The sequence below is a fragment of the Streptomyces sp. NPDC088157 genome, from assembly GCF_044741545.1.
Classification (GTDB): Bacteria; Actinomycetota; Actinomycetes; order Streptomycetales; family Streptomycetaceae; genus Streptomyces.
The window spans coordinates 958,114-974,059 of the sequence record NZ_JBIUSU010000003.1; the positions used below are offsets into that span (position 1 = coordinate 958,114).

Below are 15,946 nucleotides of genomic sequence, written 5' to 3' on the forward strand. Positions count from 1 at the left end.
GGGCTCGGCGCAAGAGCTCGGTGCACAGGCTCAGCGCACGGGCGGTGTGCCGTGCGTGTGGAACGACTCGATCGTCCTCAGGCCCCAGGCCTGCCCCTTCTTGCGCTCCTCCTCGGTCCACGTGACGAGCGGCCAGTCGGGGGCCAGCACCAGGCGCGTGAGCGGGTTGCACAGTTCGATCCGGTTGCCGCCGGGCTCGTAGACGTACAGGAAGAACGTCTGCTGGATGGCGTGCTTGTGCGGGCCCGTCTCGATGAACACCCGGCTGTCGATGGCCAGGTCGGCGGCCCGCAGGATGTCCTCGCGGGTGTCGGTCGCGAAGGCGATGTGGTGCAGCCGCCCGGAACTGCCGGTCCAGTCCGAGGTGTAGACGACGTCGTACGACTTGTTCGTGTACGTCAGCCAGCGCGCCGCGATCTTCCCCGTGTCGAGGCGGATCTGTTCGGTGGGGCGGGCGCCCAGCAGGTTCTGCTGGAACTCGGAGTTGGCGAGCACGTCGGCGGCGAGGAAGTTGACGTGGTCCAGGCGCCGTACGCCCACGCCCCGGTTGGGTTTGGCCTGCGGCTGGTTCTTCAGCGCCGGCTTCAGCCCGTCGGGCGCCCGGTAGTACTCGCTCTCCCAGTACAGGGCGTGCTCGTGGCCGTCCGGGTCGGTGGTGACGTACAGCTTGCCGAGGCCGGGTTCGTCCTCGGTCCAGTGGCCGGTGCCGCCCGCCGCCTCGATCGCCGCGACCCGGCGCTGAAGGGCCTCCTCGCTGGAGGTGCGCAGGGCCAGCCGGCCGAGGCCGGGCTCCGCCCGGGCGGTGAGCACCAGGCTGTGGTGCTCGTAGTCGTCGAAGGTCCGCAGCTGGACCGTGTCGCCGTCCTGCCCGTTGACCGTGAGCCCCAGATAGTCGGTGAAGAAGCCGACACTGGCGTCCAGGTCCGGGGTGAAGAGCTGGGCGTGGCCGATGTGGGCGATGTCGCCGAGCGGCGGAGTCATCGTTGACCTCCAGGGGAGCGTGCGGGCAGGGGGGCCGTCTCGGCGGACCTGGGGAAGACGGTGCCGTCGAAGATCTTCCGGGCCGTGCGCACCACGGCGGTGCGGCGGGCGGAGGGCAGGCCGTCGGGGGTCGACCCGAGGCTGCTTTCGATGTCCAGGAATCCAGTGGGGTGTTCTATGCGAATTCGGTCGCTTCGGGCGTCGACCCTCGCCAGCTCCGCCCCGACGCTGCCGTCGATCCGCAGGCCGGCCGCGACACTTGCCGCGCCGAGGACCCCGATCGAGGGGTGGCAGCGCACGGGAATGAAGGTGCGGGTGGTGACCGCGCCGCCGTCCCGGGGCGCGGCGAGCAACGTGAGCTTGGGCACGGTGGCGTCCGAGACGTCACCGAGGCCCATCAGCCGGCCCGCCGCGAGGCGGATCGTCCGGAGGCGGTCGGCGAGCGCGACGTCCTCCTCCAGGTCCCTGGGCGGCTCGTAGCCGGTGACCTTGAGGGAGGCGGCCGCGATGAGCACCGTGGGCATCCCGTTGTCGACGCAGGTCACCGCCACACCGTCGATCTCGTCCCGGACGTTCCCGGTGGGCAGCAGCGCGCCGGCGCCCGGCGGGAACTCGATCACCACGGGCGCGGCCGTCCCCGGCACCCCGGAGATCCCGGCCGCGCCGGTGTAGTCCACGCGACCGCCCGGCGTGGGGAAGGTCGCCGTCGCGTAGTCGTCGGAGTTGACCATGCGGATACGTACGGTGGTCTCCGCCTCCCCCGCGGCGACGAGTCCGCGCTCGACGGCGAACGGGCCGACGCCGGTGAGGAGGTTGCCACAGTTCTGACGGTCGCTCACTTCGGGCCGTTCGACGGCTACTTGGAGGAAGAGGTAGTCGACGTCGGCGCGTGCGTCGGTTGACGGCGAGACCACGGCCACCTTGCTGGTGAGCGGGTGCGCGCCGCCCAGGCCGTCGATCTGGCTCGGGTCCGGGCTGCCCATGACCCGCAGCAACAGCTCGTCGCGCAGGGCCGGTTCGGCGGGGAGGTCCTCGGCGAGGAAGTAGGCGCCCTTGGAGGTGCCGCCCCGCATCAGCAGGCAGGGCAGTTCCTCGGGATCGCGGGTCACGACGACTCCCCCAGGTACTCCTCGTACGTCCTGTACTCGACACCGAGCCGTTTCAGGGTCTCCCTCAACCCGTAGCGGTCCAGGCCGAGTTCGCCGTCGAGGAAGGCGGCACGGGAGCGGGCCTCCTTGGCCTCGCGGGCCTCGGACGCCTCCGCGGTGGCCCGGGCCCGCTCGCGCGGGACGACCACGACACCGTCGTCGTCGGCGAGGATCACGTCGCCCGGGCGGATCACCTGGCCGTCGATCGCGACGGGCACGTTGACCGAGCCGCCGGTGGCCTTGACCGTGCCCTGCGCGGACACGGCCCGTGACCAGGCGGGGAAGTCCATGTCCCGCAGCTCCTGCGTGTCCCGGATCCCGGCGTTGGTGACCAGGCCGCGTACCCCGCGCTGTCGGAGCGCGGTCGCGAACAGCTCGCCGAACATGCCGTCGGTGGACGGGGAGGTGGTGGTGACGACGAGGACGTCGCCCTCGCCGCACTGCTCGACGGCCGCGTGGATCATGAGGTTGTCGCCGGGCCAGCTGAGCACGGTCACGGCGGTGCCGGCCACCCGTACGCCCTGCTGGATCGGGCGGATCGCCGGGCCCAGCAGACCCGTTCGGCCCATCGCCTCGCCGACCGTGGCCACCCCGAAGCCGGCCAGCGCGTCGACGTCCGTCAGCTCCGCCTTCGGTGGATTCGTGACGATCACGCCGCTCACACGTCCTCCTTCCGCGCGGTTCCGCTTCGCTCCGCGGACTTCCGGCCTCCGCTGTACGTCGGCTCGCTCACGCCAGCTCCTTCGCGATCTGCGGGTAGGGGCGCATGTACGCCTCGGCCATGGTCCTGTGCGCCAGGCCCAGGTTCGGTCCCGCGTTGCGCTTGAGCTGGACGCCCCGGCGCACGGCGAGGTCGGTGTAGTAGTCCCACAGGTGCTGCTGGGCGCCGAGGCACTCCATGGCCTTGCGCTTGGTCTCCCACACCTCGGTGATGTCGAGCAGCACCTCGGGCCTGAAGCCGCTCATCTCCGGCTGGTGCGGCTCGAAGTAGAAGACGGGCGGCGCGCCGATGATCTCGCCCTCGCCCGGGTAGCCGATGGCCTGGGCGAGGACCCTCGCCTCCAGCGCCATCCGGTTGGCGGCCGGATGGTCGCCGTTGTACGGGTCCTCGGTGGGATGGGTCAGGACCACGTCGGGCTGGGTGTCGCGGTAGACGGCGACCAGCCGGTCGGTCAGTTCGGCGGTGGCCACGAGCGGGTAGTCGCCGGCGTCGAAGAAGCGGACCTCGGCGCCGAGGGTGGCGGCGGCGCGCTCGGCCTCGTCCCGGCGTATCGCCTTGATCTCGTCGAGCTTCCTGCCTTCGCGCCACGCCTTGGCGGACTCACCTCGCTCGCCGAAGGTCAGGCACGCGATGGTGATCCTCTCCCCGCGGGAGGCGGCCAGGGCGATGGCGCCTCCCGCCCGCCACACGAAGTCCCCGGCGTGCGCGGTGACGACGAGGGTCGATCGTGGAGGGCCGGCGGGCGCGTTGGGCTGGGTCATTCTCTGATCTCCTTGGTGACAGGTGGGCGCCCGCCCCGCGCAGCCGTGATCAGTTGCGCAGCGCCTCGATCACGCTGGTGAGGTGGGCGCGGACGGCCGTCTCGGCCGCCTGCGGGTCCCTGGCCCGGATCGCTTCGATCATGGTCAGGTGCTCGTTCAGGGATTGCTGCGGCCGGCCCGGCCTCAGCGCCAGCTGGAAGCGGTGGCGCACCAGTTGGGCGTTGAGCCGCTCCAGCAGCTCCTGCGCGGTCTGCTGTCCGGAGAACTCCCGGATGCGGACGTGCAGTTCGTGGTTCAGGTCGGAGTAGGTGACCGGCTCGCCGTCGGCGACCGCCTTGGTCATGGCCGTGCCGAGGCCGGTCAGCTCGATCAGCTGGTCGTCGCTGGCCGCGACGGCCGCCTTCGCCGCGCACAGTCCTTCGAGGACCATGCGGCACTCGGTGATGGCGACCGCTTCGTCCACGGTCACCACCCGCACCCGCGAGCCGCGGTTGCGGATCCGTTCGACGAGTCCCTGGGACTCCAGATCGATGAGTGCCGCGCGGATGCTGGCCCGCGTCACACCGAACTGCTCGGCGAGCTCGTTCTCCACCAGCCGCTGGGCCGGTGCCATCTCGCCGTGCAGGATCGCCTGCCGCAGCTGCGCGAGCGCATGCTGTTTGGCCTGCTCCCCGGTGCTCGGACGGGCTTCGTTCGGCATGGTTGCCCTCCCTGGGTGAGTGCCTGTCGAACCTAAATCTAGCGAAACAAGATTGTCAACAATTTTGTCCGCCGTATTGCTGCCGCGTGGTCGTGCTCATGTTCCCACCGGGTGGCACGGCAAGGGCCCACGCGGGTGCGCAGGCGTCGCGCGGGCGGGTCTGCGGCGGCAGGGGACCGCGGGTTACTTGATCACCGCGTTCGCCACGACCACGATCACGCCGAGCAACGCGTCGACCGCCCCGATCAGCACCGCGACCGCCCACGGGCGGCGCGACCGGCGGGCCGTGACCAGGCCGAGGGCGAACAGCAGGGCGATGTTCAGGGCGAACGCCGCGTACTCCACCCCGTTCGCCGGCCACCAGCCCCAGCCGGCGCCCGCGAGGATCAGGACGGTGGGCAGGACGGCCACGACGAGGGGCCACTCCTCGGCGAGGGTGCGCAGCGCGTCCCCCCGGCGGTGCGGGGAGCGCTCGGCGATGTAGTGGGCGTAGCCGTGCGCGAGCGCGGAGGCGAACGCGGTCACCAGCAGCCAGGCGGCGTCGTAGCGGCGGCTGTCCTGGGAGGTGTGCCCGTACTGGCTGAGCGCGGCGACCATCGAGCTCGCCAGGACCGCTCCGTAGACACCGCCGAAGAGAAGGGCCTCGCGCGTGTCATGCCGGTGCGGCGCGGGAGCCGTCGCGGTGTCGTCCGCCATGGCTCCACGATCACCCGGCCGCGCACCGGCCGCCAGTCGTGACGAAGTGTCCTTTCACCTGGGCCGACAGCCCACACAATGTCCACGCCCGACGGACGTACGGCCTCGCTAGGGTCGCCCCCATGAGCACCGACAGCCCGAGCCGGCATGACCCCGACGGCCCCGACAGCGCCGCCGGCCTCGCGAGCCCCCTGCCCCACAGCTTCGTCGTCCACATCCCCGACGCCGACCTCGAGTCCGAGCCGCTCGATCCGCGGCAGATCGTCGCCGGAGCCCCCGAGGTGACCGGCAAGGTGGTGTGGGAGTCGGCGGACGGCCGTCTGATCAGGGGGATCTGGCAGATCACCCCGGGCGTCGTCACCGACATCGAGGCGGACGAGCTGTTCGTGGTGATCAGCGGGTCGGCGACCATCGAGGTCGAGGGCGGTCCCACGCTGACCGTCGGCCCCGGCGACCTGGCGGTGCTGCGCGAGGGCGACCGGACCACCTGGACGGTGCACGAGACGCTGCGGAAGGCGTACGCGATCACCCTGTGATCGCGGGTGGGCGCGCCGTCGTCCCGCGGACCTCCAGGGTCGGCGCGGCCAGGTGCACCCTCCCCTCTCCGCCCGGCCGTTCCAACCGGTCGAGCAGGCAGCGGGCCGCACGGCGGCCGACCTCGTGGCCGGCGCCGTCGACGGTAGTGAGCCACACATGGCGCAGCCGGGAGATGCTGGTGTCGTCGTAGCCGACCACGGACAGGTCGCGCGGCACCCGCAGGCCCAGTTCCTCGGCCGCCGACAGCACCCCCACCGCCGTCATGTCGTTGACGGCGAACACGGCCGTGGGCCGCTCGGCGCGGGCGAGCAGCCGCACCGTGGCCCGGTAGCCGCCCTCCTCGGTCAGGTCGCCGGCCTCGACGAGCGCCTCGTGGCCCGGTCCCGCCGCCCGCATCGTGGCCTCGAAGCCGCGTCGGCGCAGATCGGCGACGGCGCCGTAACCCGCGAGGTGGGCGATGCGGCGGTGGCCGAGTCCCACGAGATGTTCGGTGACCAGGCGGGCGCCGTGCTCGTCGTCGTTCGCCACCAGGTCCACCCCGGCCGGCACCGGCTCGCGGGCCCCCGCGACGACGACCGGCATCCGGGCGGCGACGGTCTCCAGCGCCGCCGGGTCGGGCAGCGTGCCGACCACGACCAGTCCGTCCGCTCCCAGGTCCAGGAAGGGCCCGGCCGGGTCCTGGCCGACGCGCCGGTGCAGCCGGGCGTCGGCGAGCAGCATGCGCAGACCGCTCGCGTGCAGCAGCGAGTTGAGGCCGTCCAGGAGGTCGACGTACCAGGGGTTGCGCAGGTCGTGCAGCAGGACGCCGACCATGGGGGTCCCGGTCCCCCCGCCCGAGCGGGTGGGAGCCTCCGGGAGGGTGCGCCGTTCGCCGAGGCTGCGCGCGGCCGCGTTGGGCCGGTAGCCCAGGTCGCGCACGGCCCGCAGGACGGCCTCCCGCTTCTCGGCGCGCACCTGGTCGGAGCCGCGGAGCACCAGGGAGACCAGCGACTTGGACACACCGGCCCGGTCGGCCACGTCACGGATGGTCGGGGGTCTCATACTTGGACCGTTCCATGTGACGCCGGGGTTGTCAAAGGGCCCGGACGGCCTTGACAGCCTGGGGAAAAGGCCCACAGGGTGGCCTGGTCAGAAGATGGAGCGGTCCAAGGAAGGGCTGTGGTGGCTGCGATGGTGGATGCGCTGGGAGTGGCCGTCGTCGGGTTCGGCTGGATGGGCCGGGTGCACACCCAGGCATACGCCCGCGTCCGGCATCACTACCCGCGACTGGCCCTGATTCCGGAGCTCGTGACCGTCGCGGAGGAGGTGCCCGGGCGGGCCGAGGAGGCCGCGGACCGGTTCGGCTTCGCCTCCTTCACGCGCGACTGGCGCGAGGTGGCCGCCGACCCGCGCGTGCGTGCCGTCAGCATCACCGCGCCGAACTTCCTGCACCGCGAGATCGGTGTCGCGATGGCCGAGGCCGGCAAGCACATCTGGATCGAGAAGCCGGTGGGCCTCACGCCGGAGGACGCCCGGGCAGTGGCGGACGCGGTGGCCGCGGTCGGCGTCCAGGGCACGGTCGGCTTCAACTACCGCAACGCGCCCGCCGTGGAGACCGCCCGCGACCTGATCGCCGCCGGTGAACTCGGCTCGGTCACCCACGTCCGCGTCCGCCTCTTCAGCGACTACGCGGCCCATCCCGACGGCGCCCTGACCTGGCGCTACGAGCGGGAGCGGGGCGGCAGCGGAGTGCTGGGCGACCTGGCCTCGCACGGCGTGGACCTGGCCCGCTTCCTGCTCGGCGACATCGTCTCCCTGACGGCCGACACGGCGGTCTTCGTCCCCGAGCGGGCCCGCCCGACGGGAGCCACGGCGGGCCACAGCCTGGCCGTCGGCGGCGAACTCGGGCCGGTCGAGAACGAGGACTACGTCAACTGTCTCCTGCGCTTCGCCTCCGGCGCCCGCGGCGTGCTGGAGGCCTGCCGGGTCTCCGTGGGCGAGCAGAACAACTACGGCTTCGAGGTGCACGGCACCAAGGGTGCCGTCTTCTGGGACTTCAGAAGGATGAACGAACTCGGCGTCAGCCGCGGCACCACATACCAGGACCAGCCCGTGAGCACGGTCTACGTCGGCCCCGGCGACGGCGAGTTCGGCGCCTTCCAGCCCGGTGCGGCGAACGCCATGGGCTACGACGACCTCAAGGTGGTGGAGGCCCACCGCTTCCTGCGCTCGGTCGCCGAGGGCATCCCCTACGGGGCGACCCTCGCGGACGCGGTGCACAGCGCGACCCTGCTGGAGGCCATGGCCCGGTCCGCGCGGAGCGGCTCCTGGGTGGACGTACACCCGTAGGGGTGGCGGTAGGACCACCCCCGATCCGGCTCCCAGGCCCAGGGACCGCGCGCCCCGGGAACGGCAGGCTTCAGGGGTCGGCAGGCGCGAACGCGAGCTCGCGGCCGCCGGCCCCGAATCCGCCTCACCGAGCACCCGGGGGATCCCCATGTCCGAAGCCTTCGCCCGGCGCCTGACCGGCCTCGCCGCCGTCGTCGCCGCGGTCGCCCTCATCGTCCAGGTACCGCTGTACTTCCTCTACTCGGGCCCGCCGCCGGACGCGAACGTCCTGTCCCGGCTGCTCATCGGGATCGTCGCGCTCGCCTCCCTGGTGGTGTTCGTGACCGCGTTCCGGGAGCTGGTCAAGCGGGTCGGCCCGGCACATGAGTGGACCGGCTCGATCGCCTTCGCCACCGGCCTCGTCTACGCCACGGTCACCCTGGTCTCGATGGGCCTCGAGGCCGGCGCGGTCATCGCCGTCGACCACCCGATCGACCCGACCATCGACGTCAGCGGCACCTACATCCTCTACGGGTCGATCTCCCGGCTCATGCTGGCGCTCTTCCTGACCGCGCTCGGCCAGGCCGTCACCCGTACCCGCCTGCTGCCGCGCTGGATTGGCCGCTCGGCGTACGTCCTGGCCGGGGTCAACCTGGCCTTCGTGCCGTCGCTGTTCTTCGGCAACGACCCCGCGTTCTTCTACGCGGCGAACGGCTGGGCCACGACCGCCCTGACGGGTGCCGTCCTCAGCTACTGGCTGCTGGCCCTGGGCGTCTGCACGTACCGCAGCGCGGCACGGGTCGCCCCGGCGGCCGGGACACCGGCGCCGCGGCACTGACCCGCCCGCGCGGTCCGCGCCCCGAGTGGCGGCCGGTTCAGCCGGCCACCACCCGGGGCGGCATGTTGTACGGAGTGACCACCTGGATCGCCGACGGCAGCGTGGGGCCGGCCGGCGGCAGCGCGCCGTGCGCCCGCATCACCGTGTGGCACGCCTCGCGCACGTCGTGGCGCAGATCGTGGTGCAGGACGGCGGACAGCCGGTGGCCGCGCAGCAACCGGGTGTTGTCGTGGTCGAGGTCGTGCGCCACGAACACGGCGCACTCCCGGCCGACGTCGGCGAAAGCGCGCAGGGTGGCGTTGTTGCCGCCGCCGATGGAGTAGACGGCGCGGATGTCCGGGTCTCGTTCCAGCGCGCCCCTGACCAGCTCGTACTGGGTGACGTCCAGCCCCTGCCCCTCGGCGATCTCGACCAGTGCGCGCTCGGGATGACGGGCCCGCATCACGCTGCGGAAACCCATCTCGCGCTCCTCCTCGTTGCGGAAGAACCCGCTGCTCAGACTGGTGAGCACATTGCCGGGGCGGTCGCCGAGCCACTGGCCCATGAGGTAGGCGGCGGTGGCCCCGGCGGCCCGGTCGTCGATGCCGACGTAGGCGAGGCGGGCGCTGGCCGGCAGGTCCGTGACCAGGGTGACGACCGGGATCCCGGCGGCCACCAGCCGACCGACGGCGGCGTTGGTCTCCGGGAGGTCCGGCGCCTTGAGGACGACCCCCTGCGAGCCGCGCCTGGCTATCCGGTCGAGCGTCGCGACCAGATCCTGGACCGGTCCGGTCTCCCGGAAGTGGAAACGGGAGCGCAGCACGGCCGGGTGCAGGGCCGGCAGCTCGGCCTCCAGGGCGGCCCGCACGGCGGTGGTGAACCGTTCCGGCGCCTGCATCACGATGTCGACCATGAAGGTGCGGCCGACGAGTCTGACCTGGGTGCGCTGCCGGTCCAGGTCGGTGATGGCGCGCCGCACCTCCAGCACGGTGGACTCGCGCACCCCGCCCCTGCCGTTCAGAACCCGGTCGACGGTGGCCTCGCTCAGACCCGCCTGACGTGCGATCTCTCGGATGGGGAAGGGGTGGCCCACGGAAAGCTCCCAGGGAATCTGCTTGAGGGGTTTTTGATGGCCGCCTGCTGGTTGTTCGACGGGTTTGTCATGACAAGAATGGCAGGGCTGAGCCGCCATTGTCATCGAAGGGACGACGATGTCCTTCACCTCCGTGCGGGGCCATGCCTGGCTGACCGAGCAGGACTGCGACCTCGACACCTTCCGCGCCCTCGTCGAGCGCACCACCGGCCTCGCCGACTTCCCGCACGCCACGGCGGTCGAGGGGAACGTCCTCGTCTACGACAGTGAGCGCCTGCGCGCCGCCGGAGCGGACCTCACGGTGCGCTCCGAGCTGGTGCGGGCCCTGAGCGACGGGCCCGGTGTGGTCGTCTTCCGCGGCGCCTTCCCCGATCCGGGGGTCGTCGACCGGACCACCGCCGTCTTCGACGCGCTCATCGCAGCGCAGCGCGCCTCGGGCTCGACCGCCGGCGACCACTTCGCGAAGCCCGGCGCCAACGACCGCGTCTGGAACGCCCTGGAGAAGGCCGCCCTGCACGACCCGGAGGCGTTCGCCGACTACTACGCCAACGACATCCTCGCGCTGGTCTCACGCGCCTGGCTCGGTCCGGGCTACCAGGTGACGTCCCAGGTCAACGTGGTCAACCCGGGCGGCGCGGCACAGAGCCCGCACCGCGACTACCACCTCGGGTTCCTCTCCAACGACGCGGCCGCCGCCTATCCGGCGCACGTCCACCGCCTCTCCCCCGTGCTCACCCTCCAGGGCGCGGTCGCGCACTGCGACATGCCCGTGGAGTCGGGGCCCACGCTGTACCTGCCGTACTCGCAGACGTACGAGCCCGGTTACCTGGCCTGGCGACTGCCCGCGTTCCAGGAGTACTTCGAGAAGCATCACGTCCAACTGCCCCTGGCCAAGGGTGACGCGGCGTTCTTCAACCCGGCCGTCCTGCACGCCGCGGGCACCAACCGCACCACCGGCGTACGCCGGACCGCGAACCTGCTCCAGGTGTCCTCGGCCTTCGGGCGCGCGATGGAGACCGTGGACCGGGAGGCGGTGGCCAACGCGGTCTTCCCCGTGCTGCTGAAGCGCCGGGCGCAGGGCGCGGACGAGGAGTGGCTGGAGCGTGTCGTCGCCGCGAGCGCCGAGGGCTACCCCTTCCCCACCAACCTGGACAGTGACCCGCCCGTCGACGGTCTCGCCCCGCCCAGCCAGGCGGACGTCGTACGGCGGGCGTTGCGCGAGGAGTGGACCCCGCGGGCGCTCCGGGACGAGCTGCGGGCCGGCGCCGTGCGCCGCGCCGGCTGAAAGGATCTTTCTTACATGGGACTTCTCGACGACAAGGTCGTCCTCGTCAACGGCGGCAGCCAGGGGGTCGGCGCGGCCGTCGCGCGGGCCGCGGTCCGCGAGGGCGCGCTCGTCGCCGTCACCGGGCGGCGGCCGGAGCCGGGCGAGGCTCTGACGGCGGAGCTGACGGCCGCGGGCGGCAAGGCCGTGTTCGTACGGGCCGACCTCTCCGACGCCGGGCAGGCGAAGGCGTCCGTGGCCGAGACGGTGGCCGCGTACGGGCGCGTCGACTGCCTGGTCAACTCGGCGGGGCTGACCTCCCGGGGCACCCTGCTCGACACCACGCCCGAGCTCTTCGACCAGCACATCGCGATCAACCTCAGGGCGCCGTTCTTCGCCATGCAGGCGGCGGTAGCGGACATGCTGGCCCGGGAGGCGCCCGGCACGGTCGTCAACATCATCACCTCTTCGGCTCACGGCGGTCAGCCGTTTCTCGCGCCCTACGTCGCCGCGAAGGCCGGACTGATCGGCCTCACCCGCAACGCGGCGCACGCGCACCGCTTCGACCGGGTCCGGATCAACGGCCTCAACATCGGCTGGACGGCCACCGAGGGCGAGGACGCGACGCAGAGGGCTTTCCACGGCGCCGGGGACGACTGGCGCGAGCAGGCCGCCGCACGGCTGCCGATGGGCAGGCTGGGCCGGCCGGACGAGATCGCCGACTTCGTGGTGTTCCTGCTGTCCGAGCGGTCGGGCGTGGTCACCGGATCAGTGATCGACTGGGACCAGAACGTCCTGGGCGGCCTGGACTGAACACATCAACCCCACCCAGGCATCCGGAGCCCGCGTTTCGAGCCCGTCCGGCGATCGAGGACGAGCCCGAAGGGCGACGGGGCCCGGGACAGAGCCCCGGCAACAGACAGCAACCAAAAACCACCAGGAAAGCAGCGGAGCGCATGCGCATCGGAATCCTCGGCCTCGGCCGCATCGGCGCCTTCCACGCCGAGACCCTCTCCGGACTCGACGCCGTGGCGTCGCTCGTCGTGGCCGACCCGTTCGCGGAGGCCGCCAAGAACGCCGCCGAGCGGTTCGGCGCCGAGGTCGCCGACTCCCCCGAGGCGGTACTGGCCGCCGGGGTGGACGGCATCGTGATCGCGGCGGCGACGGACGCCCACCCGGGCCTGATCCTGGCCGCTGTAGAGGCGGGCATCCCCGTCTTCTGCGAGAAGCCCGTCGCGAAGACGATGAGCGAGGGCGTCGAGGTGCTCAGGGCGGTCCAGGGCAGTGCCGTGCCGATCCAGATCGGCTACAACCGCCGCTTCGACGCGGGGTTCGTCGCCGCGCGGACGGCCGTGCGGGCGGGCGAGCTGGGCAAGCTGCACACGGTCCGCTCCACGACGCTCGACCCGGCCCCGCCGCCGGCCGCGTACGTCGCCGCCTCCGGGGGCATCTTCCGGGACTGTTCCGTGCACGACTTCGACATCATCCGCTGGGTCACCGGCCGTGAGGTGACGGAGGTGTACGCGGTCGGCGGCAACCGGGGCGCCGACTACATCAAGGAGGCGGGCGACGCCGACACCACCGGCGCGATCCTCACCCTGGACGACGGCACGATCGCGGTAGTCTCCAACTCCCGCCACAACGCCCGGGGTTACGACGTCCGGATGGAGATCCACGGCTTCACGGACTCGATCGCCGTGGGCTTGGAGGACAAGCTGCCGCTGCGGTCGGTGGAGCCCGGGGTCACCTTCCCGGCCGGTACCCCGCACGACTTCTTCATGGACCGCTTCACCGCCGCCTACCGCGCCGAGCTCACCGCGTTCACCGAGGTCGTGGCCGGCGCCCGGACCTCGCCCTGCACGATCGAGGACGCTCTGGAGGCGGGCTGGATCGCGGAGGCGTGCACGCTGTCCCTGCACGAGCACCGGCCGGTGACGATCGCCGAGGTCCGGGCCTCCTGAACCGACGGACCCCTGAGCCCGCGGCCCTGGTGAACCGCGGGCCTGCCGAACCCGGGGGCGAGGGGCGGCCGGGGGGAGTGTTCCCCGGCCGCCCGTGGTCCCCGGCCGCCCCCACCGGTTCACAGACCGTAGCGGACCGCGAACTCGTCGGGGTCGTAGGCGTCCCGCGCCGGGTCCCGGGGGGTGGCCGGCCGCTCCTCCACCATGTCCTGCGGGCGCACCCGCTCGGGCAGGGCGCCGAACCGGGCCCGGCGCCCGGCCTCCGCGGTGCCGGCCTGCTCTTCTTCCTGCATCTCACCCTCCCCGTCCACGACTGCACACACCCTGCATCTGTCTGAACGTCCTCACCTCGCCGCTGGTTCCGCCGGCAGGTCGAAGACGTGGTCCGGGGAGATGATCTTGGTGATGGCGTCGCCCAACAGGGTGCTGGGTTCCTCGTTCCTGTAGTTGATGTCGGTGTTCAGCACGACCACGAGGGTCGCCCGCGCCGACGGCAGGTAGATGGTCAGGGACTCGTAGCCGGGCAGCGAGCCGTTGTGGCCGATCCAGCCCTGCACGTTGAAGATGCCGAGACCGTATCCGGCGCCCGGAATGGGGGTCGCCGGTGTGATCAGGCGCTGCTTCTGGGTGGCGGGGCTGATCATCCGCCCGCCGTCGGGGAGCACCCCCGTGGCCACGGTGCGCGCCCACACCCGCAGGTCCGCCAGCCGGGAGATCATCGCGCCGGCCGCCCAGCCCCAGGACGGGTTCCAGTCGGCGCTGTCCTCGACCTTCCCGGTGGCGGTCTGGTTCGTGTAGCCCTGGGAGTGCGGGGTCGGGAACTCGTTGCCGGTCGGGAACAGGGTGTGTTCCAGACCGGCGGGGTCCAGGATGTGCTCCTGGACGTAGTCGTCGAGATGCCGGCCGCTCAACTGCTCGACGACCAGACCGAGCAGGATCAGGTTGGTGTTGCAGTAGGAGAACTGCTCACCCGGCGGGAACAGCACGGGGTGCTTGAAGGAGTAGTCGAGCAGCTGCTGCGGGGTGAACGGCCGTTGCGGGTCGGAGGTAAGCGCCTTGAAAAAGTCCTCGTCCGCCGAGTAGTTGAACAGTCCGCTGCGCATGCCGGCCAGCTGACGCAGGGTGATCCTGTCGCCGTTCGGCACGCCGTCGATGTACTCGCCGATCGTGTCGTCGAGGCCGATCTTCCCCTCGTCGACCAACTGGAGGACGGCGGTGACGGTGAACGTCTTGGTCTCGCTGCCGATGCGCATGTAGAGGCCGGGGTCCATCCCCCGGCCGGTGCTCTTGTCGGCGACGCCGAAGGACTTCACGTACTCGCCCTTGCCGGGCGTCCAGATGCCGACGCTCACGCCGGGGATGCCCGCCTGCCCCATGACCCGCTGTACGGCCTCGTCGACCTGCTGCCGTACGGCCGGGGTGAGTTCGACGACGCCGTCCCCGGAGGAGGACGGCGAGGGCGGTTCGGTGCCGGTGGTGACCGCGGCTGCCGAGGCCGGCAGGGCCGTCGCCGCCCCGCCCACGGCCGGCACCACCAGGACCCCCACCGTGGCGGCCACCGCCATCCCCCTGCGCAGTCGAAGGTACGGATGTGTCATGGGCTCGCTCCCGTATGAGGAGGTTCCGCCGCAGGCCACAGCCGCACCATGGGGCACGGGCCGCATGCGGCCCATCACCCTCACCATACGAGCGCGGGCGCGCCGTCGCCTGTCGGCGACGGCGCGACGCGCCTGGTGACCCGGTCCCCGGGTCAGGCCCCGCAGGAGCGCGGGAAGTTCCGGGAGCGCACCGCGACGGGCAGCCGCCGGTCCGGCTCGCACGGGTACGTGTCCTGCTCCAGAATCGCGAACGGCTCGACGCCGAGCCGCCGCGCCGCGATCAGGACCGGCTCCGACGCCGGCACTCCGGACGGTGGTTCGCACATCGCCCCGCGCCGCACCGCCGGACCGAACGGCACCTCGATCCCGACCGCGTCGGCCAGGACGGCCGGGTCGACGTCGGAGGCCGAGCCGACGCGGGTGCGGTCGAGGGCCCGCGCCATGTCAGGGTGTCCTCTCGCCCGGGGTCGCCACGGGCGCGGTGAGGTCCTTCTCCTCCGGGAGCTCGTCGACGTCCACGCCCCGCACCTGCGCCAACTCGTGTTTGAGGGCCGCGAGTTCGGTGCCGCCGGCCATGTGGTTGGTGAGTTCTTCGAGGCTGACCTGGTCGCGGGCGGCGGAGAGCTCCATGGTGCCCAGACGCAGGACGCTGAAGTGGTCGCCGACCATGTAGGCGTGGTGGGGGTTGTGGGTGATGAAGATGACGCCGAGGCCGCGGTCGCGGGCGGCGGCGATGTACTTCAGCACGACGCCGGACTGCTTCACGCCGAGGGCGGCGGTGGGCTCGTCCAGGATGAGGACGCGGGCGCCGAAATGGACGGCGCGGGCGATGGCGACGCACTGACGCTGGCCGCCGGAGAGGGTGCCGATGGGCTGTTCGAGGTCGTCGAGGACGATGCCCATGTTGCGCAGTTCCTCGTCGGCGGTCCTCTTCATCTTCTCGATGTCGAGCCGGCGCACGGGCCAGGGGCCCTTGGTCAGCTCGGAGCCGAGGAAGAAGTTGCGCCACACCGGCATCAGGGGCACGGTGGCGAGATCCTGGTAGACCGTCGCGATGCCGCGGTCGAGGGCCTCACGCGGCGTGCTGAAGCGCACGCCCTGGCCGTCGACGAGGAACTCGCCCTCGGTGTGCTGGTGCAGCCCCGAGACGATCTTGATGAGGGTGGACTTGCCGGCGCCGTTGTCGCCGAGGACACAGGTCACCCGGCCGGGCTGGACGATGAGGTCCACCCCGTGCAGGGCACGGATGTTGCCGTAGGACTTGCCCGCGTTGCGCAGTTCGACGAGCGGGCTGTCCCCGCCCTCGGGAACGGTGTCCGCGAGGATGGCGCCGTGCGTGCCGGTTCCGTCGGTGGTCATTGA

17 protein-coding genes and 1 pseudogene are annotated in these 15,946 nt (G+C 72.0%); 6 read left to right on the plus strand and 12 right to left on the minus strand.

Features of this window, described 5'->3' with window-relative positions; all coding sequences use genetic code 11:
- Positions 1-30: 30 nt before the first annotated feature.
- The 6 genes from ACIPFH_RS15500 to ACIPFH_RS15525 all read right to left on the minus strand — a co-directional run bounded on the left by ACIPFH_RS15500 (position 31) and on the right by ACIPFH_RS15525 (position 5,007).
- Positions 31-981, minus strand: a complete 951-nt coding sequence (locus ACIPFH_RS15500) for a VOC family protein (protein ID WP_359127197.1) — start codon at positions 979-981, stop codon at positions 31-33.
- The gene (locus tag ACIPFH_RS15505; RefSeq protein ID WP_401826695.1) at positions 978-2,090 is read right to left on the minus strand and encodes a 4-oxalomesaconate tautomerase; all 1,113 of its coding nucleotides are present in this window, start codon (positions 2,088-2,090) and stop codon (positions 978-980) included. The genes ACIPFH_RS15500 and ACIPFH_RS15505 overlap by 4 nt, the downstream gene beginning before the upstream one ends.
- On the minus strand, positions 2,087-2,791 hold the full coding sequence (locus ACIPFH_RS15510) for a 4-carboxy-4-hydroxy-2-oxoadipate aldolase/oxaloacetate decarboxylase (RefSeq protein WP_401826698.1): 705 nt from the start codon (positions 2,789-2,791) through the stop codon (positions 2,087-2,089). Before ACIPFH_RS15510 ends, ACIPFH_RS15505 begins: the two co-directional genes overlap by 4 nt.
- A 67-nt stretch (positions 2,792-2,858) precedes the next feature.
- On the minus strand, positions 2,859-3,611 hold the full coding sequence (locus ACIPFH_RS15515; RefSeq protein ID WP_401826701.1) for a PIG-L deacetylase family protein: 753 nt from the start codon (positions 3,609-3,611) through the stop codon (positions 2,859-2,861).
- 49 nt (positions 3,612-3,660) lie between these two features.
- On the minus strand, positions 3,661-4,311 hold the full coding sequence (locus ACIPFH_RS15520) for a GntR family transcriptional regulator (RefSeq protein ID WP_356253491.1): 651 nt from the start codon (positions 4,309-4,311) through the stop codon (positions 3,661-3,663).
- Between the two features lie 183 nt (positions 4,312-4,494).
- Positions 4,495-5,007 carry a hypothetical protein gene (locus ACIPFH_RS15525; protein ID WP_401826704.1) on the minus strand — a complete coding sequence of 171 codons (513 nt, stop codon included), beginning with the start codon at positions 5,005-5,007 and terminating at the stop codon, positions 4,495-4,497.
- 191 nt (positions 5,008-5,198) lie between these two features.
- Here ACIPFH_RS15525 and ACIPFH_RS15530 point away from each other — a divergent pair, with 191 nt between their 5' ends.
- On the plus strand, positions 5,199-5,543 hold the full coding sequence (locus ACIPFH_RS15530; RefSeq protein ID WP_401826907.1) for a cupin domain-containing protein: 345 nt from the start codon (positions 5,199-5,201) through the stop codon (positions 5,541-5,543).
- Here ACIPFH_RS15530 and ACIPFH_RS15535 read toward each other — a convergent pair.
- Positions 5,533-6,585, minus strand: a complete 1,053-nt coding sequence (locus ACIPFH_RS15535) for a LacI family DNA-binding transcriptional regulator (protein ID WP_401826707.1) — start codon at positions 6,583-6,585, stop codon at positions 5,533-5,535. The genes ACIPFH_RS15530 and ACIPFH_RS15535 overlap by 11 nt on opposite strands.
- Before the next feature lie 129 nt (positions 6,586-6,714).
- On the opposite strand from ACIPFH_RS15535, the gene ACIPFH_RS15540 reads away from it, so the two are divergent.
- Positions 6,715-7,872: a Gfo/Idh/MocA family protein gene (locus tag ACIPFH_RS15540; RefSeq protein WP_401826909.1), complete on the plus strand. Its 1,158-nt coding sequence runs from the start codon at positions 6,715-6,717 to the stop codon at positions 7,870-7,872.
- 148 nt (positions 7,873-8,020) lie between these two features.
- Positions 8,021-8,689: a hypothetical protein gene (locus ACIPFH_RS15545; RefSeq protein ID WP_401826710.1), complete on the plus strand. Its 669-nt coding sequence runs from the start codon at positions 8,021-8,023 to the stop codon at positions 8,687-8,689.
- A 37-nt stretch (positions 8,690-8,726) separates the two neighbouring features.
- Here the strand turns inward: ACIPFH_RS15545 and ACIPFH_RS15550 are convergent, their stop codons facing one another.
- Positions 8,727-9,761, minus strand: a complete 1,035-nt coding sequence (locus tag ACIPFH_RS15550) for a LacI family DNA-binding transcriptional regulator (RefSeq protein ID WP_401826712.1) — start codon at positions 9,759-9,761, stop codon at positions 8,727-8,729.
- A gap of 118 nt (positions 9,762-9,879) precedes the next feature.
- Here ACIPFH_RS15550 and ACIPFH_RS15555 point away from each other — a divergent pair, with 118 nt between their 5' ends.
- From ACIPFH_RS15555 to ACIPFH_RS15565, 3 genes are all read left to right on the plus strand, one after another.
- Positions 9,880-11,046: a phytanoyl-CoA dioxygenase family protein gene (locus tag ACIPFH_RS15555; protein WP_401826715.1), complete on the plus strand. Its 1,167-nt coding sequence runs from the start codon at positions 9,880-9,882 to the stop codon at positions 11,044-11,046.
- Positions 11,047-11,061: 15 nt separating this feature from the next.
- A complete protein-coding gene (locus ACIPFH_RS15560) occupies positions 11,062-11,838 on the plus strand; it encodes an SDR family oxidoreductase (protein ID WP_401826718.1) in 777 nt (258 codons plus the stop codon).
- Between the two features lie 143 nt (positions 11,839-11,981).
- A complete protein-coding gene (locus ACIPFH_RS15565; RefSeq protein ID WP_401826720.1) occupies positions 11,982-12,986 on the plus strand; it encodes a Gfo/Idh/MocA family oxidoreductase in 1,005 nt (334 codons plus the stop codon).
- Positions 12,987-13,105: 119 nt separating this feature from the next.
- Here the strand turns inward: ACIPFH_RS15565 and ACIPFH_RS15570 are convergent, their stop codons facing one another.
- From ACIPFH_RS15570 to ACIPFH_RS15585, 4 genes and pseudogenes are all read right to left on the minus strand, one after another.
- A complete protein-coding gene (locus ACIPFH_RS15570) occupies positions 13,106-13,279 on the minus strand; it encodes a hypothetical protein (protein ID WP_356253465.1) in 174 nt (57 codons plus the stop codon).
- A gap of 51 nt (positions 13,280-13,330) precedes the next feature.
- Entirely contained in the window at positions 13,331-14,584 is a 1,254-nt protein-coding gene (locus tag ACIPFH_RS15575; RefSeq protein ID WP_401826723.1) for a serine hydrolase domain-containing protein, read from the minus strand.
- A 152-nt stretch (positions 14,585-14,736) separates the two neighbouring features.
- A pseudogene (locus ACIPFH_RS15580) lies at positions 14,737-14,982 on the minus strand (2-keto-myo-inositol dehydratase); the annotation flags it as partial.
- 46 nt (positions 14,983-15,028) lie between these two features.
- Entirely contained in the window at positions 15,029-15,943 is a 915-nt protein-coding gene (locus ACIPFH_RS15585) for an ATP-binding cassette domain-containing protein (RefSeq protein ID WP_401826726.1), read from the minus strand.
- Between the last annotated feature and the right edge of the window lie 3 nt (positions 15,944-15,946).

Excerpts from the sequence above, each read along its gene's own strand:
- ACIPFH_RS15540 (WP_401826909.1), top strand. The coding sequence starts at position 6,715 with ATGGTGGATGCGCTGGGAGTGGCCGTCGTCGGGTTCGGCTGGATGGGC.
- ACIPFH_RS15545 (WP_401826710.1), top strand. The coding sequence starts at position 8,021 with ATGTCCGAAGCCTTCGCCCGGCGCCTGACCGGCCTCGCCGCCGTCGTC.
- ACIPFH_RS15520 (WP_356253491.1), bottom strand. The coding sequence starts at position 4,311 with ATGCCGAACGAAGCCCGTCCGAGCACCGGGGAGCAGGCCAAACAGCAT.
- ACIPFH_RS15575 (WP_401826723.1), bottom strand. The coding sequence starts at position 14,584 with ATGACACATCCGTACCTTCGACTGCGCAGGGGGATGGCGGTGGCCGCC.
- ACIPFH_RS15500 (WP_359127197.1), bottom strand. The coding sequence starts at position 981 with ATGACTCCGCCGCTCGGCGACATCGCCCACATCGGCCACGCCCAGCTC.
- ACIPFH_RS15570 (WP_356253465.1), bottom strand. The coding sequence starts at position 13,279 with ATGCAGGAAGAAGAGCAGGCCGGCACCGCGGAGGCCGGGCGCCGGGCC.
- ACIPFH_RS15585 (WP_401826726.1), bottom strand. The coding sequence starts at position 15,943 with ATGACCACCGACGGAACCGGCACGCACGGCGCCATCCTCGCGGACACC.
- ACIPFH_RS15565 (WP_401826720.1), top strand. The coding sequence starts at position 11,982 with ATGCGCATCGGAATCCTCGGCCTCGGCCGCATCGGCGCCTTCCACGCC.
- ACIPFH_RS15515 (WP_401826701.1), bottom strand. The coding sequence starts at position 3,611 with ATGACCCAGCCCAACGCGCCCGCCGGCCCTCCACGATCGACCCTCGTC.
- ACIPFH_RS15525 (WP_401826704.1), bottom strand. The coding sequence starts at position 5,007 with ATGGCGGACGACACCGCGACGGCTCCCGCGCCGCACCGGCATGACACG.
- ACIPFH_RS15555 (WP_401826715.1), top strand. The coding sequence starts at position 9,880 with ATGTCCTTCACCTCCGTGCGGGGCCATGCCTGGCTGACCGAGCAGGAC.
- ACIPFH_RS15535 (WP_401826707.1), bottom strand. The coding sequence starts at position 6,585 with ATGAGACCCCCGACCATCCGTGACGTGGCCGACCGGGCCGGTGTGTCC.
- ACIPFH_RS15560 (WP_401826718.1), top strand. The coding sequence starts at position 11,062 with ATGGGACTTCTCGACGACAAGGTCGTCCTCGTCAACGGCGGCAGCCAG.